This window comes from Cryobacterium breve (assembly GCF_027594785.1).
In the GTDB taxonomy this organism is placed as follows: domain Bacteria; phylum Actinomycetota; class Actinomycetes; order Actinomycetales; family Microbacteriaceae; genus Cryobacterium; species Cryobacterium breve_A.
In genome coordinates, this window is the sequence record NZ_CP075584.1 from 847,261 (window position 1) to 867,665 (window position 20,405).

At 64.6% G+C, this 20,405-nt stretch carries 23 protein-coding genes and 2 pseudogenes; 5 read left to right on the plus strand and 20 right to left on the minus strand.

The window, feature by feature from the left end; all coding sequences use genetic code 11:
- Positions 1 to 68: 68 nt before the first annotated feature.
- Positions 69 to 314, plus strand: coding sequence for a DUF4913 domain-containing protein (locus tag KIV56_RS20205; protein ID WP_432432629.1), 246 nt, complete (start codon positions 69 to 71; stop codon positions 312 to 314).
- A 133-nt stretch (positions 315 to 447) separates the two neighbouring features.
- Here KIV56_RS20205 and KIV56_RS04125 read toward each other — a convergent pair whose 3' ends face one another.
- Entirely contained in the window at positions 448 to 1,197 is a 750-nt protein-coding gene (locus KIV56_RS04125) for a hypothetical protein (RefSeq protein ID WP_281535256.1), read from the minus strand.
- A 550-nt stretch (positions 1,198 to 1,747) separates the two neighbouring features.
- Between KIV56_RS04125 and KIV56_RS04130 the strand changes: the two genes are divergently transcribed.
- A complete protein-coding gene (locus tag KIV56_RS04130) occupies positions 1,748 to 2,830 on the plus strand; it encodes a helix-turn-helix domain-containing protein (protein ID WP_281535257.1) in 1,083 nt (360 codons plus the stop codon).
- Positions 2,827 to 3,396, plus strand: coding sequence for a hypothetical protein (locus tag KIV56_RS04135; RefSeq protein WP_281535258.1), 570 nt, complete (start codon positions 2,827 to 2,829; stop codon positions 3,394 to 3,396). Before KIV56_RS04130 ends, KIV56_RS04135 begins: the two co-directional genes overlap by 4 nt.
- Before the next feature lie 102 nt (positions 3,397 to 3,498).
- Here KIV56_RS04135 and KIV56_RS04140 read toward each other — a convergent pair whose 3' ends face one another.
- The 7 genes and pseudogenes from KIV56_RS04140 to KIV56_RS04165 all read right to left on the minus strand — a co-directional run bounded on the left by KIV56_RS04140 (position 3,499) and on the right by KIV56_RS04165 (position 9,792).
- Positions 3,499 to 3,786: a hypothetical protein gene (locus tag KIV56_RS04140; protein ID WP_281535259.1), complete on the minus strand. Its 288-nt coding sequence runs from the start codon at positions 3,784 to 3,786 to the stop codon at positions 3,499 to 3,501.
- 182 nt (positions 3,787 to 3,968) lie between these two features.
- Positions 3,969 to 4,271 carry a hypothetical protein gene (locus KIV56_RS04145; RefSeq protein WP_281535260.1) on the minus strand — a complete coding sequence of 101 codons (303 nt, stop codon included), beginning with the start codon at positions 4,269 to 4,271 and terminating at the stop codon, positions 3,969 to 3,971.
- A 441-nt stretch (positions 4,272 to 4,712) separates the two neighbouring features.
- Entirely contained in the window at positions 4,713 to 6,005 is a 1,293-nt protein-coding gene (locus KIV56_RS20210; protein ID WP_432432630.1) for a tyrosine-type recombinase/integrase, read from the minus strand.
- 281 nt (positions 6,006 to 6,286) lie between these two features.
- Positions 6,287 to 7,342 (minus strand): annotated as a pseudogene (locus tag KIV56_RS04150) (YifB family Mg chelatase-like AAA ATPase); the annotation flags it as partial.
- Between the two features lie 68 nt (positions 7,343 to 7,410).
- Positions 7,411 to 7,767 carry a YraN family protein gene (locus KIV56_RS04155; protein WP_281535261.1) on the minus strand — a complete coding sequence of 119 codons (357 nt, stop codon included), beginning with the start codon at positions 7,765 to 7,767 and terminating at the stop codon, positions 7,411 to 7,413.
- A gap of 140 nt (positions 7,768 to 7,907) precedes the next feature.
- Positions 7,908 to 8,564: an SGNH/GDSL hydrolase family protein gene (locus tag KIV56_RS04160; RefSeq protein WP_281535262.1), complete on the minus strand. Its 657-nt coding sequence runs from the start codon at positions 8,562 to 8,564 to the stop codon at positions 7,908 to 7,910.
- A 112-nt stretch (positions 8,565 to 8,676) separates the two neighbouring features.
- Positions 8,677 to 9,792: a dipeptidase gene (locus KIV56_RS04165; protein WP_281535263.1), complete on the minus strand. Its 1,116-nt coding sequence runs from the start codon at positions 9,790 to 9,792 to the stop codon at positions 8,677 to 8,679.
- 124 nt (positions 9,793 to 9,916) lie between these two features.
- On the opposite strand from KIV56_RS04165, the gene KIV56_RS04170 reads away from it, so the two are divergent.
- Entirely contained in the window at positions 9,917 to 10,324 is a 408-nt protein-coding gene (locus KIV56_RS04170; protein ID WP_281535264.1) for a nitroreductase family deazaflavin-dependent oxidoreductase, read from the plus strand.
- A 13-nt stretch (positions 10,325 to 10,337) separates the two neighbouring features.
- Here KIV56_RS04170 and KIV56_RS04175 read toward each other — a convergent pair whose 3' ends face one another.
- The 10 genes and pseudogenes from KIV56_RS04175 to rpsP all read right to left on the minus strand — a co-directional run bounded on the left by KIV56_RS04175 (position 10,338) and on the right by rpsP (position 16,320).
- Positions 10,338 to 10,661: a DUF2469 family protein gene (locus tag KIV56_RS04175; RefSeq protein WP_134447605.1), complete on the minus strand. Its 324-nt coding sequence runs from the start codon at positions 10,659 to 10,661 to the stop codon at positions 10,338 to 10,340.
- Between the two features lie 12 nt (positions 10,662 to 10,673).
- On the minus strand, positions 10,674 to 11,318 hold the full coding sequence (locus tag KIV56_RS04180) for a ribonuclease HII (RefSeq protein ID WP_281535265.1): 645 nt from the start codon (positions 11,316 to 11,318) through the stop codon (positions 10,674 to 10,676).
- Entirely contained in the window at positions 11,319 to 12,068 is a 750-nt protein-coding gene (gene lepB / locus KIV56_RS04185; protein WP_281535266.1) for a signal peptidase I, read from the minus strand.
- A gap of 88 nt (positions 12,069 to 12,156) precedes the next feature.
- Positions 12,157 to 12,501, minus strand: coding sequence for a 50S ribosomal protein L19 (rplS, locus tag KIV56_RS04190; protein ID WP_134447599.1), 345 nt, complete (start codon positions 12,499 to 12,501; stop codon positions 12,157 to 12,159).
- Positions 12,502 to 12,648: 147 nt separating this feature from the next.
- Positions 12,649 to 13,203: an MFS transporter gene (locus KIV56_RS04195; RefSeq protein ID WP_281535267.1), complete on the minus strand. Its 555-nt coding sequence runs from the start codon at positions 13,201 to 13,203 to the stop codon at positions 12,649 to 12,651.
- A 9-nt stretch (positions 13,204 to 13,212) separates the two neighbouring features.
- Positions 13,213 to 14,001 (minus strand): tRNA (guanosine(37)-N1)-methyltransferase TrmD, encoded by a 789-nt coding sequence (gene trmD, locus KIV56_RS04200; RefSeq protein ID WP_281535268.1) that lies wholly within the window; start codon positions 13,999 to 14,001, stop codon positions 13,213 to 13,215.
- 9 nt (positions 14,002 to 14,010) lie between these two features.
- Positions 14,011 to 14,877 (minus strand): formate/nitrite transporter family protein, encoded by an 867-nt coding sequence (locus tag KIV56_RS04205; RefSeq protein WP_281535269.1) that lies wholly within the window; start codon positions 14,875 to 14,877, stop codon positions 14,011 to 14,013.
- Between the two features lie 92 nt (positions 14,878 to 14,969).
- Positions 14,970 to 15,705: pseudogene (rimM, locus tag KIV56_RS04210) on the minus strand (ribosome maturation factor RimM).
- Positions 15,662 to 15,898 (minus strand): RNA-binding protein, encoded by a 237-nt coding sequence (locus tag KIV56_RS04215; RefSeq protein ID WP_281535270.1) that lies wholly within the window; start codon positions 15,896 to 15,898, stop codon positions 15,662 to 15,664. Before KIV56_RS04215 ends, rimM begins: the two are co-directional and overlap by 44 nt.
- 2 nt (positions 15,899 to 15,900) lie before the next feature.
- A complete protein-coding gene (gene rpsP, locus KIV56_RS04220) occupies positions 15,901 to 16,320 on the minus strand; it encodes a 30S ribosomal protein S16 (protein WP_134447587.1) in 420 nt (139 codons plus the stop codon).
- A gap of 281 nt (positions 16,321 to 16,601) precedes the next feature.
- Here rpsP and KIV56_RS04225 point away from each other — a divergent pair, with 281 nt between their 5' ends.
- Positions 16,602 to 17,741, plus strand: coding sequence for a glutamate--cysteine ligase (locus tag KIV56_RS04225; RefSeq protein WP_281535271.1), 1,140 nt, complete (start codon positions 16,602 to 16,604; stop codon positions 17,739 to 17,741).
- Here the strand turns inward: KIV56_RS04225 and KIV56_RS04230 are convergent.
- Positions 17,738 to 18,526: an LLM class F420-dependent oxidoreductase gene (locus KIV56_RS04230; protein WP_281536061.1), complete on the minus strand. Its 789-nt coding sequence runs from the start codon at positions 18,524 to 18,526 to the stop codon at positions 17,738 to 17,740. The genes KIV56_RS04225 and KIV56_RS04230 overlap by 4 nt on opposite strands.
- Positions 18,527 to 18,726: 200 nt before the next feature.
- On the minus strand, positions 18,727 to 20,313 hold the full coding sequence (ffh, locus tag KIV56_RS04235) for a signal recognition particle protein (protein WP_281535272.1): 1,587 nt from the start codon (positions 20,311 to 20,313) through the stop codon (positions 18,727 to 18,729).
- Positions 20,314 to 20,405: the final 92 nt, after the last annotated feature.

A 20,405-nucleotide genomic window follows, 5' to 3' on the forward strand; every position in this document is an offset into this window, starting at 1 on the left:
CTCGGCAACTGATGCCCCACCTGCATCCGACGCCCTGGCGCACCCAATGGTGGTTGCACCCGTAGGCCATTGCTCGGTTCAAGGCCCTCTGGCACGCCAGAATGCAAGCCGATGCCAGCGTCGTGGACGGCGACGCAGGCGCCATTTCCTTCTGGTGGATCAGCCACTGGGACCGTCAAGCCGCCATCAACTTCGACAAAGGAAACGGGCCATTCCGCGACAGCAACCCCGCCCAAGGACATCTCCACCGGCGTAAGGACAAAGCTGCCCGGATCGTACCTACGACGATCCCTCCCGAGGACGTGGAACTCTAGCTGTCGTCCGCCCACGTGGCCTCCAAAGGTCGGGGACGGGGCGATAACATCATCGTGGCCAGGTCGACACAGCGGCCATACCGGGCAAAATGGGACTGGGCGCAACCCTTGCCGCGCGCATCGTCCTTTCGTTCTAGTAACCGACGAGAGTGAGTTCTCTGTTGTGTGCCCAAAGTATTGGGTATCTCGCCTGATTGAAGCGCACCGCTGGCGACAGAACGGATCCCTGCAATTCACAGAAGTCTGCATCCTGCGTAAGCGGCCTACATTCTCCGGTCTCCAGATCATAGCCATCAGGCCGAAGCTTCCAAGCGCCAATCACTATTCGAAAGGCAGGATCTCCGAGGACTGCAATCAGTGCCTCGGGAGGATTCTCCGCCACTTGGCGACCTCGAGTCATCGACGTCGGCCACCACTTGAGGCACCGTTCCGCAAGCTGCGCACTTGTCGTCCATGGCGAGATAGGCGGTCGATCAGCCGACTCTTCGTGATTGATCATCACCACAAAGGCGGACGATATCCCCTCCCGGTCCAGGCGATCGTGCAGGTCAATGGCTGAAACGCGATCAATGGGCTCCCCACCCTGGGGCAGGAATTCGAATCGCGTAGGAAGAGGCTTTTTGTCAATCAAGAGGTCAATACCCTCACGAACCGCCACCCTATTGGATTCTCTGCAGAACTCGAACGACCACAACTGGTCGGTATCGAGGCTCTGACGTGCCAGTAGGTCTGGATACTCTGATGACCCTTGCGCCGGGAACCACTTCGTGCCACCTTCATTCCGGCCGTTGAAGCACTCAGTCCCGTCGAGCGTCCTCTCGATTGCGATAAAGGCAGACTCACCGATTCCGAGATCACCATGACACTTCTCCGGCAGAAGCATGCACTGGATCGAGGGCCAAGTCGTGGCATTGGCCAGTCGAGGCCTCAGCTTCCTATTCGATGACGAGCTGAGATGCGACAGGACACGTTGGGCGCTGCGTGCTTGGCCGATGTAGGAAAATTCCCCGTCCTCTGTAGGCCCTGAGACCTTGTAGAGGTAGTAGCCAGTGGGTGGGAGAGCGCTCACCGTGAAGGTCTCGACAATCTGAACGTTGGTTGGTCTGCCTCCTTAGCAGACTAGCCCGCAGCCGCCGCCGGAGAAGCCATGTTGCAACCACTGATCTCGCGGGATGCGCGCAACCCAACAGCTGCAGGGGTTCTACGCGTTCCGGCCGACCGAAAACGGTAGGTCTGCGCGCCGTTGGCGCCCTTAGCCCGCACCGTCGCCCTCGGGACAGATCTGGCGAAAGGACCAGCCCGAGATGTTACTCCCGCGATAGATCTCGCCTGTCCCACCGTCCAGCCGGAGGGCAATAAGTGTCGGGCACCCCGTAAAATACCGACAGACAGGGGCGTTGTGATAATCGCAACGTGCGAGATAGAGTGATGCCATGGACGAAATTGCTGGACGCATTGCAGAGCGCCTGCACGCCGCTTTACCTGGGGTGTCGCAAGCGGAGTTAGCGCGCCGCATTGAAATGGACCCGTCAGCGCTGTCCCGAGTGATGACGGGCAAGCGCGGGTTGGCCGGCTCCGAAGTTGCCGCACTTGCGGCGCAATTGCGTGTCAGCACCGATTGGCTGCTGCTCGGCGAGGATCCGTTTCCGATCGCACTTGCAGCGCGCCACGATTATGCAGCTGGCGAATACTCGTCCTCATTAAGCGAGGACACGATGTCTCTCGTCTCTGGCATCGCGCTCGCCTACGAGCAGGCGGGCGAACTGCCCGCCTTGGACGTAGCCGTGCCAGTGCCCACAGACCCGGCTGAGGTTCGTCGTCTATTGGACTTGAAGTTCGGAACGGATTGGCCTCGCCACTTCGCGGACGCAGTCGAGCGTACGTTCGCTGTCGATGTCGTAAAGGCTGAACTTGCGGGGCACTCGGGGCTGTCGCTGAAGCTGCCTAACGCGACTGTCATCGTCGTCCCAACTCAAGTGTTCTGGGGACGTCAGAACTGGACGATCGCACACGAGCTATGGCATGTTGCGAACGGTCATTTCGCCCCGTTATACGGTGGCGCGGCCGCCGACGGAGAATTTGCGGCAAACAGATTCGCAAAGGAGTTGCTGCTTCCAGAGAAGCTCATACGTGATACGAATTGGGAGTCAATCTCCGACGCAGAACTTTCTCATTTCCTCTGGCGGTCAGGGGCGTCGATGCAGGCGCTTTCAACCCGCCTCACGTCGCTCGGACTCCCGGCCCCAGTTTGCAACGAACCGCTGCTATCTATGCTTCGCCGACATGTCAGCGTCGAGGGGCCGAGCCAAGATCCGGTTACCGCTCGAGTGCGCGATGCGGCCGCGCGACGTTTCCCCACGCGACTTCTGGTGGAGCACGAGGAGTCCGACCAGCATCCGAAGACGCTTGCGTGGATGCTAGGAGCTCCTCTGGAAGCCGGGGAGGATCCCTACGCGCTCCCGGAACCAGCCGACGTCGATGAACTGGTCGAACTATTTGGGTTGTCAAAGGCGTGACCGCACCGGACTACATCTTCCCGGACAATACCGTCCTGATTAACTTCGCCATCATTGGGCAACTGCCGTTACTAAAGGAACTCCTCCAGGGAAAAGGTGCGTGGGTAGCTGCCGTCGCTGCAGAATGTGAACTGTCGGTGCTTACTGGCCTCTACCCCACGCTGGGAACTGTGGCCGCAATGATGGCTGAGCCTCTAATGCCCACCGCAGCAGAGAGAGTAGACGGGCGCGCCATTCGCAACGACATTGCCGCCCCATATGAGCCGTTTCCGAAGAGTTATGGCGAGGCGGAGACTCTGGCCATCATAGAAAGACGGAATCTTTCTGCCCTCGTGATCACCGACGACGGAGGCGTTGGCCGTTACGTCAAGGACAAAAAGCTTGGTGTCAAGGTGCTTTCAACCACTGACATACTCGCCCTGTCCGTGCGGACCGGCCGCTTGACGCAGTCGGCCGGGGAGGTGCACATCGCTACGCTTTGCGCCGCCAATCGACGTCGCGTCAGTCTCAATCTGTTTCGCGCTGCCCTCCCACCGGCGGCTACTGGCCAATTCGTCAAGAAGTAGTTTTTCTGGTTTTTCCGGGCACCAATACCGTCTCGGGCCATCGCCCGATTGTCTCCCGGCTAGGATCCGTCATCATCCCACCCGCTCCCTCACCACAAATCCCTAGTCGGCGGCGATGTATGACCGCACAGCGGCCACGACATCGGCGCTGTCGTAGCTGCGCTGCAGCTTTCGTTGGATGATTTCCAGAGCCTCAATGGAATTATCACTATTGAGGATTTCTGGCGAAGAGTGACGGCTGGCGATTCCGTGGAGGCCGTCACAGGTTCGATCGAGGACGAAGTTGTGAGTCGCTTCACTGGTTCCCAGATTCGGGAGATTCTCACAACGGCGCGACAGGACGACGGGCCAGATAGGTTCACGCAGGCCTTCGAGGGGCACCCCGACCATCGTGAGCCAATCGAGTGGCCGGTGTCGTCGGCCCCGGTAACTCCTGACTGGGCACTGCTCTTCGCGCGCCTACGTGCGCTAGCCCTGGCTGCCCAGAATGCGTTCAGGGATGTCGCTGCGATACCTCGCGTTGGCGAGGGCTGGGTTTCCGAAATGACACTTCTGCGAGGAACGATGGTAAATCAGGCCCGCCCCGGCTGGCTGGCTGGCTGGCTCCGCAGAGTCTGGACATCTATTTTTCCGATCACAACATCGGCGTTGAGTGCTTCGGTGCCCAGCAATCGGATCCTGTTGAGTATTTTGGGGACGCTGAAGCGTTTGAACGCCAGCAAGATCGCGATATTCGGAAACGATCGATCTGCAAAGGCAACGGTTGCTCGCCAATCGAGGTCCATCCCGGCTACTCCCTCGACAACGTGATCGCCAGGCAAGTGCAGCAATCCGCGGCCAGGAAGTACACCAGCAAGTGCCAATGTTTCGGTCACGTAGCTGAAGGCGGCAGGTAACTCTCGACAAAGTCAGAGTCAAAAATGGCCCACCGTCTACGATGAGGCAATGTTTGCGCCGAAGGACCGAGCGGCCGGTCAATGGGCGAAAGCAGCCATGCCATCTGCCGCGATCTTCGCCGTGCTTGCGGCAAAAAGAACTGTCGATTTCGCGAATTCGTTGACCTCCGGCTCAAAGCCGAGGTAGGTCGTCATAACGATGCGCATACTGGATCAACACAAAGGACCTACAGATGTCCAAATGAAGTTCTGGTAATGGCCATTTCGCAGTTCTATAGGTTTTGCCTCGCCCATCGAGCCCAGTGAAGTCGACGTCGAACGACCCCCCAAGTACCGAGTGGATCCTATCTGGGACGTCATATCGGCCTAGTGGCTGCACGGAGCGGCGCCCACTAGCCGTATGAGTTCCCTTTCCGGGAGTCAAGTGTCCCGTTCCTTTCGCGACTCCCCCGATTCGTTCTCCGCATCCGGGAACCCCCAATCGGCACTTGCAACGTCGCGCCTCGTTTCCGGGTCCATATCCGCCAGTGCGTGTACATACTTTAAAGTCGTCAACTTTGACGCGTGTCCAAGCCGTATCCGCACCCAATCCAGCGGATCGCCGTGGATTAGCCGGGCGTACGTCCTTCGATCGGGTTCGGACATGCTCAGAGCAAGTAACTGCATCTGCTGTCTCCGTTCAAGCTCAATCACTGCATACGAGTGCCGCAGGGCATGCGGATGGCATTTGATCCGAACGTCATGACGCTCGCAGCGGGAGTTGGCGTCTTTGAACACGCTCTGCCAACTGCGGGTGGACATCGGGAGCCCACCTTGAGTCAGCCAAACCAGAGCCGGCTCCCAGTATCCGTCGCGACGTACCAGGACACGCCTACGCTCAGCCGGGTTCAATTTCGCGATTCGTACGCTTCGTCCGTCCGGAGTCCGAGCAATCGGGATTGTCGGGTCATGCACGAGAAAGGAATCAGAACGAGGAATGTTGTGACCATTTGCATAGGCACGCTCGATGGATTCCGCTCGATCCCCGCGAACGTATGCTTCAAGGTCCCGAAGCACAGTGCTCGGGTAATATACGGTCCGTCCTGATTCGTACTTGGCAGTACGCTTCGATATCTTGCCCGCGACGTAGTCCCTATGAACATCGCGAGGAGGGATGTCGAAGATCGTGAGGCTAGCTTCTTCCGACAGCCGCAGGCCAGTACGGATCATTAGATCCGCGAAGACCACGTTCCGGCCAGCCAAATCTCCACGGAAGTTCCGGTCACGGAATCCGTCCGCGCCAAACCCCCTGATTCCGACGTCACGCCACCGACGGTATTCGGACGGGGTTAGCCAGTTGACACTGGGTTCGCCAGTATCTCGTCGCTTCTCGCTCGGGGTCTCGATGCTCCAGTCTTGGCGTGGAAAGGTGCGGCCGAACGGACGCTTGCGAGAAGGCCGCATGGACATTGGCGACTTTCCAATGAGTCGTTTTTGACTGGCCCATGTATAGAAGCCGCCCAGAGTCGCAACTTCCCGATTCCACGTGCTCGCCTCCACCCTTGGACCTCTCTCGTCCAAGTTCCTCCAGACGAAATATGCGCGGCGATCTTCGACTGTCGCATCTCGCCAAAGCCTAGGACCGTTGCTGTCGCGATTATGCCAAAGAAAATCAAAAAAACGAGCCATGTCAACGGCATAGGCGGTCTGGGTATTCGCGGAGAATCCGGCCATCCGAACCGTCAAGAAGAACGAATTCAGCTCGACATCAAAAGCCCCGTCCGGCGCTATCAAGAATGGAAGTCCCTCCTGAATCGCGTGTTCATCTAGCCATTCGACCCGTGACTGTAAACCGGGAGCGAGCGCCCCAAACTCATCCGCGTGGCCGACACCCCGCGTGGTGTACCAAACTTTCCAGCGGGCACGCAGATCTAGCGACGACCGCTTCCTCGGCAAATCCGCACCGTTCACACCGGGGAAGCTACCACCAACGTGTCAACAAGTACATAAACATAAACGAGCTGGAACCGCGCCGGGAAGTGCGCGACGGCGTTGGCACGGTGGATGCTGATCGTCCCTGATTCGAGCGGCTGCCGGAGGGCGTCGAGCACGGTGGATGCGAACTCGGGAGCCTCGTCGAGGAAGAGCACACCGTGGCAGGCTCGGGCAGCGGCACCCGGCCGGATCTGTCCGCTGCCGCCGCCGACCATGGCCGCGGCCGTCGCGGTGTGGTGCGGCGATTCGAGCGGCGGCCGGGTCACGAGGGAACGGCCGAGTCCGCGGCCGCCGAGGGATCGCAGCGAACTCGCCTCGAGGGAGGCGGCCGGGTCCAGGTCGGGCAGAAGTCCAGGCAGGCGGGCGGCCAGCATGGTCTTGCCGGATCCCGGCGGACCCAGCATGAAGAGATGGTGCCCGCCAGCCGCGGCGATCTGCAGGGCCAGGATCGCGTCCTCATTGCCGATGACGTCGGCAAGGTCCATCGAACCGGTTTCGGCGTCATTCCCGGCTGGTCCGGCTTCGGCGGGCCACTCGATCGCGTCAACCGGCACGGGCGTGAGCTCGGCCCCGTGCCAGATCGCCGCCTCACGGAGGGAGGCGACCCCGATCACGGTGACGCCGGGCACGAGTTCCGCCTCCGCGGCATTTCCGGCGGGAACCATGACGGTACGGTGGCCGAGCCGCGACGCCGCGATCACCGCGGGAAGCATGCCCGGGACGGGTCGAAGGCGCCCGTCGAGCGCGAGCTCGCCGATGTGGACGACCGAGCCGACCGAACCGGCCGCGACCACCCCGTCCGCGGCGAGGCACGCGAGCGCGATCGCGAGGTCGAAGCCCGAACCGTGTTTGGGGAGCGCCGCGGGCGACAGGTTGATCGTGAGCTTGTTGTGGGTCAGCGGGGAGCCGGAGTTCTTGGCCGCGGCCCTGACCCGTTCGGTCGCCTCGGACAGCGCGGCGTCCGGCAGCCCGATCAGCACCATGCCCGGGAGCTGGCTCGAGATATCGGCCTCGACTTCGACGAGTGCCCCGGTCAGCCCGAGCAGGGCGACGGCGTGAGTGCGGGCGAGGCCCATCAGCTCGCGCCCATCAGAGGGCACGCACGAGAACACGCTCGCTGGACACGCTCACTAGAACACGCTCACTAGAACACACCGGGCAGGTGCTCGATCACCGGCACGGCGCCGGGGGCGAGGAGGACCGCGATCGCGTCGATCCTGATCCGACCCGGCCAGGTATCCGCCTCCTCGCACCACGCCGCTGCGAGGCGGCGGAGGCGGGCGAGCTTCACGACCGTGATCGCCTCGAACGGATGCCCGAAGCCGGTCCCCGACCGCGTCTTCACCTCCACGAAGGCGACCTCCCCGTCGTGCTCGACGACGATGTCTATCTCGCCCTGTTCGCACCGCCAGTTGCGGGCGAGGAGCGTGTACCCGGCCTTCATCAGGAACCGTGCCGCGTGCTCCTCACCGAGCCTGCCCAGATCGTCTTTGCGTGCCACGAGTGCCTCCCACGGACAGGATGCCGCGGGTGGGCGACCATCCGCAGGGCGGTCGTCGACCGGTGGACAGCAGGCCGAAGCCGACGCATGGTGAGGAGAGTCGGGAATTGGCCCTCGGAGTATCCGTCGCCGCGCGACTCCTAGACGCCGAGGCTCCTGAGTGCCTCGTCCATGCGATCGGCGAGCACGCGATACCCCTCATCGTTCGGATGCAGGCCGTCGCCGGCCTTCCACTCCGGGTGGCCGTCGAGCCAGTGCGAGGCACCGGGAATGTAGTCGGCATCGATCGCCGCCGCGCCCGCGCTCTCCCAGTCGATGATCTGCTGCACCGAGCCGGGCCGCTCGTCGGTGTACCAGAACGGTTCGACCACGATGACGCGTGCGACCGGCAGCGCCTCACTGATTCTGGTGAAGTCGGCCGTGATGGCAGCGCGGATGCGGTCGGCGCGAGCGGGCATCGAGAAGTTGTCGTTGAGACCCATCGTCACGATCACGATGTCGGGGTGGGCTGCGATGACCTGGTCGACGAGATCGTCGGACACGTCGGCCCGGTGGTTCACAAAACCGAGACCGTTCACGCTCGGATTCACCTCGGTCCAGCCGTGCTCCACGGACAGGAGCGTCGACCACCGGTGTTCAGTGCCCGAAGCTCCGGTCCCGAGCGTGTAGGAGTCCCCGTAGAACGCCACGACGGGACCGGCACCCGGAGACCCCGCCGCCGTCTCCGGAATCGGTTCGGCCGGTACCGCACGTCCGACCGAACCGATCACGGCGACGAGTCCAACGACGACGGCCACGGACCCCACCCATAGGGCCACGGCTGCTCGGGTCATTCGTCGGGGTGCACTCACACCAGTCATTCGGAGCGGGATTCGTTCTGGTTTGCCCGGCAGTGCGGGAAAAGACCGGTCACGACACGAGGAGCGGCGTGCCGGTCCCCGCGGCCGCGAAAGCGGCATCCGTCGCCCGGAGCACGCGGAGCACGTTCGCCCCGGCGAGGGCGGCGAGCTCGACGGCGGTCCAGCCCCTGGCTGCGAGCTCGGTCAGGAGCGCCGGATAACCGTCGACACCCTCGAGCCCGACCGGGAATTCGTCGGTGCCGTCGAAGTCGCCGCCGAGGCCGATGTGCCGGATCCCGGCGACCCGGCGGGCGTGCTCGATGTGGGCGATGACCTCGTCGAGAGTCACCGTGGGCGCGGGGCCGTCGCGGGGCCCGTCGAACCAGGCGGCGAAGTCCGGGGAGAGGAACTGCGGCACGAAGGTGAGCATCAGCACCCCGTCGTTGTCGCGCAGGCGCTCGAGCACATCGTCCGGCACGTTCCGCGGGTGGTCCGTGACGGCGGCGCACGAACTGTGGCTGAAGATCACCGGCGCCGACGTGACGGAGAGCGCCGCGTGCGCGGTCGCCGGCGACACGTGGGACAGGTCGACGAGCATGCCGAGCCGGTTCATCTCCCGCACGTATTCGACACCGCGCTCGGTGAGGCCGCCGTGCACGGGCTCGTCGGTGCCTGAATCGGCCCAGGTCGTATTGTGCACGTGCGTGAGAGTGAGGTACCGCACGCCGAGCCTGGCGAACATCCGCAGCACGGCCGGGGAGTCGTTGAGGCTGTGCGCGCCCTCGGCGCCGAGGAGGGACGCGATCCGGCCGTGCGACCTGGCCGACTCGACGTCTGCGGCGCTGCGGGCGATCTGGAAATCGTCCGGGTAGCGCGCGGCGAGCCGGTAGACCCAGTCGATCTGCTCGAGGGTGCCCTGGACGGCGTCGGCTCCGACCGATTCGTCACTCACGTAGACCGACCAGAACTGAGCGCCCACCCGGCCGGCCCGGAGGCGCTCGATGTCGGTATCGGTCGTCAGTCCCCGTTCGAGTCTCTCGACCGAGTATGCGCGGTTCTCGCGGCACTCCCACGCCCAGTCGTTGTGACCGTCGACCAGGGGTGCGAGCTCGAGGGCGTGGTCGACGACCGCGGCACGGGAGTTCGTCGTGGCGGCGTCGTTCTCTGCAGCGGATGCGAGGTACATGCTCCCACGCTAGTGCCGCGGTTCCCGCCGCGGAACCCGGGTTCCGCCGTGCACCGGTGCCGGCTCGGGTGCAGGTTACTAGGCTGGACCCATGGGACTACGCGACAGGTTGGTCGACCTCGGCATGAAGACGATGAGTCTCACGCACCGGGCGGTGCTCAAGGCATCCGGTGGCCGGTTGCTGGCGTCGTTCGGGCCCATCCCGGTCGTCGAACTGCACACGATCGGTCGCTCGACAGGCAAGCGCCGCACGACGATGCTCACGGCACCGATCCACGACCGAAACCGCTTCGTGCTGATCGCCTCGAAGGGCGGCAGCGACCGGAACCCGCAGTGGTACCTCAACCTCGTTGCACACCCCGACATCGAACTCACCGTGCACGGCACGACGAAGAAGCTGCGGGCACGCACCGCCGACGCGGCGGAGAAGGCGACGTTGTGGCCTCAGATCGTCGCCGCGTACAAGGGCTACGAGGGCTACCAGCAGAAGACGAGCAGGGACATCCCCGTCGTGGTCTGCGAGCCCCGCTAGAGGGACCTGCCGGCTACTCGTCGAGCGCGAGTTCCTTGGGCAGTTCGAATTCCTTCGAAGCCAGTTCCTCGACGTTGACGTCCTTGAACGTCAACACGCGCACCGACTTCACGAAGCGGTCGGACCGGTACACGTCCCAGACCCAGACGTCCTTCATGTTCAGTTCGAAGTAGAAGTCGTGCTCGGTGTCCCGGCGCACGAGTTCGACCTCATTGGCCAGATAGAAGCGCCGTTCCGTCTCGACGACGTACTGGAACTGCCCGACGACATCCCGATATTCGCGGTACAGGGCCAACTCGACCTCGCGGTCGTAGTCTTCGAACTCTTCTTCTTCCATGGTGAGACAATCCTACGCTGAGATGGTCAGCCACGATTTGCGATGGAGCCCCGTCGGGCCGAGGCGCCCGATCGCAGCCATGTGCTCCGCACTGCCGTAGCCCTTGTTGCCCGCCCACCCGTAGCCGGGCGTGACGGCATCCGCTTCGATCATCAGCCGGTCGCGGTGCACTTTCGCGATCACGGATGCCGCGGACACGGACGCACAGTCCTGGTCGGCCTTGATCCGGGTCAGCACGGAGAGGGGCGTCGCGAGGGCCTTGTTGAGGTAGTCGTCGTTGCCGTCGAGCAGTATGACGCTGCCCCGGACGTCCACGCCGGCGGCGAACAGTTCGGCGAGGGCCCGTTTGCCGGCGAGGCCGAGGGCGGCGATGATGCCGATCTCGTCCACTTCCCTGGCGGAGGCGAGTCCGACCGCGGAGTGCAGCACCCAGGCGACCGCGAGCGGTGCGAGGGCCTCACGACGGGGCTGGCTCAGCATTTTCGAGTCGCGGAGGCCGACCGGCATCGTGCCGAGGGTGCCGTCGATCGCGGCGACACCGACCCCGACCGGTCCGGCGAGGGCGCCGCGTCCGACCTCGTCGCAGCCGATCACGCAGGTCGCGCCCTCGGCGAGCAGGCCGAGCTCGACCTCGAGGGTCGGATCGCAGACGGCCATCTACTTCGTCTCCGGGGAGACCCCTCGGAAGACTTCCGGGTAGTCGTCGAGCCAGGTCCAGCGCGACAGCGGCCAGCTGATCACGAGGGCGCGGCCGACCACGTTGTCGATCGGGACGAAGCCCTTGCCGGGGGTGTCGCCGTTGTACCGGGAGTCCTTGGAGTTGTAGCGGTTGTCCCCCATCACCCAGAGCGAGTTCGCGGGCACGACGACGTCGAAGTTGTCCTTGGACACGGCCGTGGCGCCTGCGGGGAGGTTCACATACGGCTCGGAGAGGGGCACGTCGTTGACGCTCAGCTGGCCGAGGGCGTTGCAGCAGCTGACGTGGTCGCCCGGCAGTCCGATGACACGCTTGATCAGGTGGTCGTTGCTGTCCGGTGCGGAGAGACCAACGACGGAGAGGAGCCAGTCGAGGCCGGCGGCGACCGGGTTCTGCTGCACCGCGGCCTGCGGGAGGAGCCAGCCGCCGGGATCGCGGAATACGATCACATCGCCGCGCTGGATGGGCATGAGCTTGGGTTCGAGCTCGTTCACGATGATGCGGTCGTTGACCAGGAGGGTGTTCTCCATCGACCCCGAGGGGATGTAGAACGACCGGACGAGGAAGGTCTTGATCAGGAATGAGATGAGCAGCGCCACCACAAAGATGATCAAGAGGTCGCGAAAGAAGATCGCAACGCCACGCTTGCCGCGCTGTGGTGCTTCTGATGCCAGGCGATCCGATCGCGTGGGCAGAGAGTTGTCTGTCATTAAACCGCCTGAGGCTCCTGACCCAGTGTACGGGTCAGGAGCTCAGGGTGAAACGCAGCCGGAGCCTGGGAATCGGGTATGACGAGTCTTAGTCGCGCTTTTCCTTGATCTTGGCCTTCTTGCCACGCAGGTTGCGCAGGTAGTACAGCTTCGCGCGACGCACGTCTCCGCGGGTGACGACCTCAATGTGGTCGATAACCGGGGAGTGCACCGGGAAGGTACGCTCGACGCCGACCTGGAAGCTGACCTTGCGAACGCAGAACGTTTCGCGGACGCCTTCGCCGGAACGGCCGATGACGACACCCTGGAAGACCTGCACGCGCGAGCGTGCGCCTTCAACGATGTTGACGTGGACCTTGACGGTATCGCCGGCGCGGAACGCCGGGATGTCCTTCCGGAGTGATGGGGCATCCACCTGGTCGAGAATATGCATATTTGTTCGCTCTCTGTATCCGCCACAGGACGAAGACGGCTGAGGTCGCCCGCGCACACACGTGCTGGGCGACGACTGATGGGTCAAGACCGTGCCGAATAGTGCAGGCTCCCCTGTGGCAGAGGCATGCTACGGCACAATCGCTCATTATGCCACGATCCGCGCCCCCGGCAAAACCGGTCCGGTTAGGAGTCTGTCGGCTTTTTCCCGGACCACGATGATCGACGGGTCGGGCGTGGGCTCGAAGCCGACGGGCGACGGATGCTCCGCGGCGCCCGGTCCGGTCGGCGCGCCCCCTCTGGCCGTCTCGTCGAGAAGCACCATCATCGCCTGCATCCGGCTCCGGGCACTCGCGAAGAGTTCCCAGATGGCGAACCAGAAGGCCGCGAGGCCGACGAGCACGACCAGGAACGGCAGCCAGCTCGCTCCCGCAGTGAAGCCGGAGGCCACGATCAGGGCGTGCCAGAGCGTGAGCACGCCGACGTCGCGCCAGGACACCGCCCGCTCCAGACGCACCTCGGTGCGGGCGAAAAACAACAGGGCGACGGCCAGCAGCCCGAGGCCGAGGATGATGCCGCCGAAAAGGCTGCCGAGTACGGCCCATCCACTCGATTTGAAGAGGGATGCCCCGATCAGGAGCCACGCCGGAAGTACGAGCACGGCAAGGAATTGCCAGCGATAGAAGACCCTGCGTACGAACACGAAGCCAGACTACTCGTGGACGCCTTCGGCAGGCTCTGCGTTCGCTGGAGGCAGAAGGTCGGGCCGGACGCGCCGGGTGCGCTCGAGCTGCTGGTCGTGCCGCCACGTGGCGATGGCCCCGTGGTTGCCACTCAGGAGCACCGGCGGAACGTCGAGGCCGCGCCAGCTGGACGGCTTGGTGTAGCTCGGGTACTCGAGGAGACCGTCCTCGTGGGACTCCTCGACGAGGCTCTCCGGGTTGCCGACCATGCCGGGGATGAGCCGGCCGACGGCCTCGATCATCGCCATCACGGCCACCTCTCCCCCGTTGAGCACGTAGTCGCCGAGGCTGACCAGCCTGACGCGCCCACGGGAGGCGAAGTGGTCGAAGACGCGTTGGTCGATGCCCTCGTACCGCCCGCAGCCGAAGACGAGGTGGGGTTCGGCGGCCAGCTCGCGGGCCATCTTCTGGGTGAAGAGGTCGCCGGCCGGGGACGGGAAGATCAGGAGCGGTCCCGCGTCGTTCGCCACGGCATCCGCTGCCGTGTCGCCGGTCGCGTCGATTGCCTCGTCCGTGACGTCACTTGTGGTCTCGTCGAGGATGGCGTCGAGCGCCTCACCCCAGGGTTCCGGCTTCATCACCATGCCGGCGCCGCCGCCGTACGGGGTGTCATCGACGGTGTTGTGCCGGTCGTGGGTGTGGTCGCGCAGGTTGTGCACGAACACGTTGATGAGCCCGGACTGGCGGGCCTTGCCCAGCAGGGACACATCGAGGACCGAGAAGAACTCCGGGAAGATGGTGAGGATATCGATGCGCACGAAGAAAGCCTAGGCGTGGACCGGAACGGGCTCGCCCGCGGTCTCGGCGGAATCGGTCGTCACGGCGGCATCGAGGTGGGCGGCACGGTTCACCCGGGTGCGGTGCGAGAAGTAGACCGGGAGCGCGGTGAAGAGGATCGCGCCGAGCAGGTTGCCCACGAGAACCGGGATTTGGTTCCAGAGCAGCCACTGGCCGATGCTGATCGGGGCGCCGAGCATCATGCCGGCCGGGATGACGAACATGTTGACGATCGCGTGCTCGAGTCCGAGGCTGAAGAAGATGGTGACCGGGAGCCACATCGCGAGGACCTTTCCCGCGGTGGACTTCGACGTGTAGAACATGATCGTGCCGATCGCGACCATCCAGTTACAGAGCATCGCCTTGATGATCGCGACGACGATTCCGCCGGGGCCGACCGCTTCATAGGGCAGCACCTTGTGCTCGGCGAGATGCACGATCGCCTGGACCATCGGGTCGGTGGTCACGGTGCCCATGTATGTGATCGAGACGACGTAGAGGAAGCCGAAGAGCACGGCGCCGAACAGGTGGGCGGCGATGACGACGCCGAAATTGGTGAGGCCCTTTTTAATGGTCGTGCGACCCTCGAGGATCGCGAGCGGGATCAGCGCGAAGCTTCCCGTCACGAGCTCGAGGCCGAGCAGCAGGATAATGGCGAAGCCGACCGGGAACAGCACGGCACCCACGATGGGGAGCCCCGTCTGTGCGGCCGCAGTGAGGGAGACCGCCGTCGCCGCGCCGAGGATCGCCCCGGACAGGGTGCCGCGGATGATCATTTGTTTAATGGTCAGGTTCGATTTAACGACACCCGAATGGATGATGTCATCGATGAGTTGATCGGGCTTGACGTACGACACAGGCGGTTCTCCTTGCAAGGGCTGCCGCGTCGTGGGGAGTGGAGGAGCCAGCGGGCGCGGCGCGCCTTCCCCCGGGTTGATCCCGGTCGCGCCTATGCGCCGTTCTGGTCTGGGGTGTGCTCGGCGTCCGGCTCGTCGCCGGCGTCGGGTTCGGATGCCGCGGCATCCGCTTCGGACACGGTGTCGGGCTCGTCGTCCGGTTCGTCTGGAAGCTCTTCGAGGAGTCCGGGCGGAGGCGTGATCGTGACGATGCCCGTCGCGATGTCGACGGAGGGCACGATCGCCTTGACGAACGGGACCATGACGTCGCCGGTCGCGGTCTTGACGATCAGCAGGTCCTGGGCCGGCAGGTGTTCGAGACGGCCGATGGTGCCGATCTGGACGCCATCCCGCACGACCTTGAGGCCGACGAGCTGGTGGTCGTACCAGGCGTCTTCTTCGTCTGATTCTTCGTCGTCGTCCTGGTCGATCCACAGGATGGCCTTGGCGAGTGCCTCGGCAGCTTCCCGGTCGGGGACGTCTTTGAAGAAGCCGACGGCGTGCTGGTTGTACCAGCGGAGCCTCGACGAGCTCGATCTTTTTGCCGTGCCATGGGGACCCGGTGGGAACCTGGAGCGTGAACACGGCGCCCGGGACGAAACGTCGCCCCGGGTCATCCGTGAACAGTTCGAGCTTGATGGCGCCCTTGAGGCCGTGGGCCTTCGTCAGGCGACCGACCCGCAGCTGGGCTCGGGGCGACTGGGCTCTGGGTACCAGAGTGTCGTTCACGAGGCTCACCGCCGGCTCAGAAATCGGTGTCGACGACGTCGACCCGCACGCGCTTGCCATCGGCCAGGGCAGCCACAAGGGTGCGCAGGGCCTTTGCGGTACGTCCGGAACGACCGATGACGCGGCCGAGGTCCTCGGGGTTCACGCGAACCTCGAGCACCTCGCCACGCGGTGAGTTCTGGGCGACAACGTGCACATCGTCCGGGTGGTCAACGATTCCCTTGACGAGGTGCTCAAGCGCGGGTGCGAGCAAAATTACGCCTTGTCCTCTTCTGTTGCGTCAGCGGCTTCGGCGACGGGCGCCTCTTCCTTGACAACGGGCTTCTCGGCCTTGGGCTTGAGAACCGGCTTCTTCTTCTCGTCGGCGACGAAAGCGACCTTGGCCTCTTTGATCTTGACGGTGCTGACGGCGTTCTTGTCACCCTTGAACTTGCCCCAGTCGCCGGTCAGCTTGAGGAGAGCCTCAACCTGCTCGGTGGGCAGGGCGCCAACGCCCAGCCAGTACAGTGCACGCTCGGACTTGATCTCGATGACCGAGGGCTCCTGCGTGGGGTGGTAGATGCCGATTTCTTCAATGACGCGACCGTCGCGCTTGGTGCGCGAGTCGGCCACAACGATGCGGTAGTACGGCGCACGAATCTTGCCCATGCGCTTCAGACGGATTTTGACAGCCACAATTCTCCTGTGTATTTGATTTTTGGCGAACTGAGGGCCGTGAGCGTGGGGGCACACTCGGCACAAGCTCAAAGATGGTTTTTTCCTGCGTCTGAGTAGAGGGTCGGGCGCAGGAGAACTCGACTAATCATTCTGTCAGATGTCGGCCCCAATGTGATAATCGACCGGGCACAGAGTGTCCCCCCAATTCGGATTCCGCAGTCGTGCGGGAGGCCGCCCGCAATCGGTGTCAGGATTGTGACCAGCGCCCGACCGGGTGCAACGCGACCAAAGGACCGCACGTGGGAATCGAATTCGCCCGATCCGCGCGATCGACGATCGGCATCGAGTGGGAGATCGCTCTCGTCGACCGGACGACCGGTGACCTCGTCTGCATCGCCGACGAGGTGCTCGAGGCCCTGCGCGGCCCCGACGGGTCGCCGCACCCGCACATCACCGGGGAGCTGCTGCTCAACACCGTCGAGCTCGTCTCCGGTGTCCACACGACCGTGGCGAGTGCCGTCGCAGATGTCTACGGCCAGGTCGACGAGGTCAGGGCGATCACGGACCCGCGGGGCGTCGACCTCATCTGCAGCGGCTCGCATCCGTTCGGCCAGTGGTTCGACCAGGAGGTCACGGACAAGGAGCGATACCACAAGCTCATCGACCGCACCCAGTGGTGGGGCCGGAACATGATGATCTGGGGCATTCACGTGCACGTCGGCATCGAAGACCGCGACAAGGTCATCCCGATTCTGAACGGCCTGCTCGGCTACCTCCCGCACCTGCAGGCGCTCTCGGCGTCGAGCCCGTTCTGGGCGGGCATCGAGACCGGTTATGCGTCGAATCGCGCGCAGATGTTCCAGCAGCTGCCGACGGCGGGGCTTCCGTGGATCCTCGAGGACTGGGCGAGCTGGGAACAGTATGTCGAGGACATGACCCGCACCGGGATCATCGACGACATGACCGAAGTGCGCTGGGACATCCGCCCGTCTGCCCGCTGGGGCACCATCGAGATCCGCGCCTGCGACGGCGTGTCGACGGCCACCGAACTCGGGGCGATCGCCGCCCTCATCCAGTGCCTCGTCGAGTGGATGTCCACCGAGATTGACGCCGGACGCCCGGTTCCGAGCATGCAACCGTGGTTCGTGCGCGAGAACAAATGGCGCGCGTCGCGGTACGGACTCGATGCGGAGATCATCCTCGACTCGAGCGGCGCCGAACGACTCGTGACCGACGATGTGCGACGCCTGATCGGCGTGCTCTCCCCCACCGCGGAACGGCTCGGCTGCCTCCCCGAACTGCTGCAGCTGAACGGCATCCTGGATGCCGGAGCGAGCTACCAGCGCCAGCTGCGGGTCGCCGCCGCGAACGGTGGCAGCCTGCCGGCCGTCGTGGCCGCACTCAGCGCGGAACTCCGCGGCGGCACCCTGCCCGTCTAGCCGGCGTTCTTCGCGTCCCGCCAGGCGAGCCAGTTCGTCAGCGGAGCGAGGTCGTAGTTTGGACCGGAAAGCCCGATCGTGAACAGGCGAGCCCCGAGCGCGTAGAGCTCGTCGGCCTCGGCGACCGTGCGACCGCGAAGTTCGGTGGAGACTTCGATCTCGGCCGGGTCACGGCCGACCTTCCCGCACCACTCCGCGAGCACCCCGAGCTTGTGTTCGAGCACCTCGGGGCTCGCGAAGGAGTGCCAGATGTCGGCGTGCTTCGCGACGAGGCGGAGGGTCTTCTTCTCGCCGCCACCGCCGATCAGCACCGGGATCTTCCGGGTGGGCGGCGGGTTGAGCTTGCCCCACCGGGCCTCGATGCGCGGGAGGTTCTCTGAGAGGGCGTCGAGCCGGGTGCCGACGGTGCCGAACTCGTAGCCGTACTCGTCGTAGTCGCGCTCGAACCAGCCGGAGCCGGTGCCGAAGATGAACCGGCCGCCGCTGATGTGGTCGATCGTGCGGGCCATGTCGGCCTGCAGGTCGGGGTTGCGATAGCTGTTGCAGTTGACGAGGGCGCCGATCTCGATCCGGGAGGTCTGCTCCGCCCACGCGGCGAGGATCGTCCAGGATTCGAAGTGCAGCCCGTCCGGGTCACCGGAGAGCGGGAAGAAGTGGTCCCAGTTGAAGGCCACATCGGTGCCGAGTGCTTCGACCTCTGCGACCGTGGCGCGGATCTTCGTGTACTCGGCGTGCTGGGGCGCCACCTGCGCGCCGATGCGGACGGGACCGGGCTTCGTGATCATCATGCGCCCAGCCTAAACGTGCGCGGTGCGCACCGTCTGCGCCGCTCCGCGCCGGATCCAGTCACGCGCCACTTCCGCCGCTGCGCGCCAGTTGTCCCCTGCCGCGCGCCATGTGCGCCGCTTCGCGCCAGCATGCCTGGCGCGAAGCGGCGCATGTGGCGCGCGAAGCGGAAAGGCCGCCGGGCGAGAACCGTGCGACCCTACCGGCCGAGCATCTTCTGCAGGGCGGCCATCTCTTCGTCGGTGGGACCGCCGGGCTTTCCGGGGACGGCGGGCTTGCGGCCGCCGAGGCCGAAGCCGGTTCCGCCACCGGTCGGCGCAGCAGCGCCGGCGCCAGCCGGCTTCTCACCTGAGGCGATCGCGAGGTTCTCCGCAGCGCGCTTGGCCGGGTTGCCCGACTTCGAGCCCTTCTTCTTCGCCTGCTGCGGCTTGCCGCGGCCTCCGCCGGGCATCGGCCCCATCCCGGGAATGTTCGGCATACCGCCGCGAGCGACGGTCTTCATCATCTTCGCGGCCTGCTCGAAGCGTTGCACGAGCTGGTTCACCTCGGTCACGCTCGATCCGGAGCCGCGAGCGATCCGCAGCCGGCGCGAGCCGTTCAGGAGCTTCGGGGTGGTGCGTTCCGCCTTGGTCATCGACTGGATGATGGCCTCTGTGCGTACGATCTCACGCTCGTCGAAGTTCTCGAGCTGCTGCTTCATGGCCCCGGCACCGGGAAGCATGCTCATCATCTTCTTGATCGAGCCCATGTTGCGCAGTTGCTGCATCTGGCCGAGGAAGTCGTCGAGAGTGAAGGTGTCGGTCTGGAACTTCTCGGCGAGCTTGCGCGCCTCGTCCTCGTCGAAGGCGCCCTGCGCCTGTTCGATCAGGGTGAGGATGTCACCGAGGTCGAGGATCCGGCTCGCCATCCGGTCCGGGTGGAACGGCTCGAAGTCGTCGAGGCTCTCACCCGTCGAGGCGAACATGATCGGGCGACCGGTCATCGACGCGACCGAGAGGGCGGCGCCACCACGGGCGTCGCCGTCGAGCTTGGTCAGCACGACGCCGGTGAAGTCGACACCGTCCTGGAACGCCTTCGCGGTTGCGACGGCGTCCTGGCCGATCATCGCGTCGATCACGAAGAGCACTTCGTCGGGGTCGATGGCCCGGCGGATGTCTGCGGCCTGCTTCATCATCTCGGCGTCGACGCCGAGGCGGCCGGCCGTGTCGACGATGACCACGTCGTGGAGCTTCTGCTGGGCGAACTTCACGCCGTCGCGGGCGACCGTGACAGGGTTGCCGACACCGTTGCCGGGTTCCGGGGCGTAGACCGGAACGCCGGCCTGCTGCCCGACGACCTGGAGCTGGGTGACGGCGTTCGGACGCTGCAGGTCGGCGGCGACGAGGATCGGGGTGTGCCCGTCCTTGGCGAGCCACTTGGCGAGCTTGCCGGCGAGGGTCGTCTTGCCCGCGCCCTGGAGGCCGGCGAGCATGATGATGGTCGGCGGCTTCTTCGCGAACTCGAGGCGACGCTGCTGGCCGCCCAGGATGCGGATGAGCTCCTCGTTGACGATCTGCACGACCTGCTGGGCCGGGTTGAGCGCCTTGCTGACCTCGTCGCCGAGGGCGCGCTCACGCACCTGCGCGGTGAAGTCCTTGACGACGTCGAGCGCGACGTCGGCGTCGAGGAGGGCGCGACGGATCTCGCGCACGGTGCCGTCGACATCCGCCGCACTGAGCTTGCCCTTGGTGCGGAGATTCTTGAACGTCTCGGCCAGGCGATCTGAGAGGTTTCCAAAAGTAGCCATTGTTCTTCTACTTTAACCGGGTCCGGGGACGAACGCTGCGCCCCGGGCCGATTGTCGACCGGCGAGCGTACGGTGGAGACTTCGCTACAACC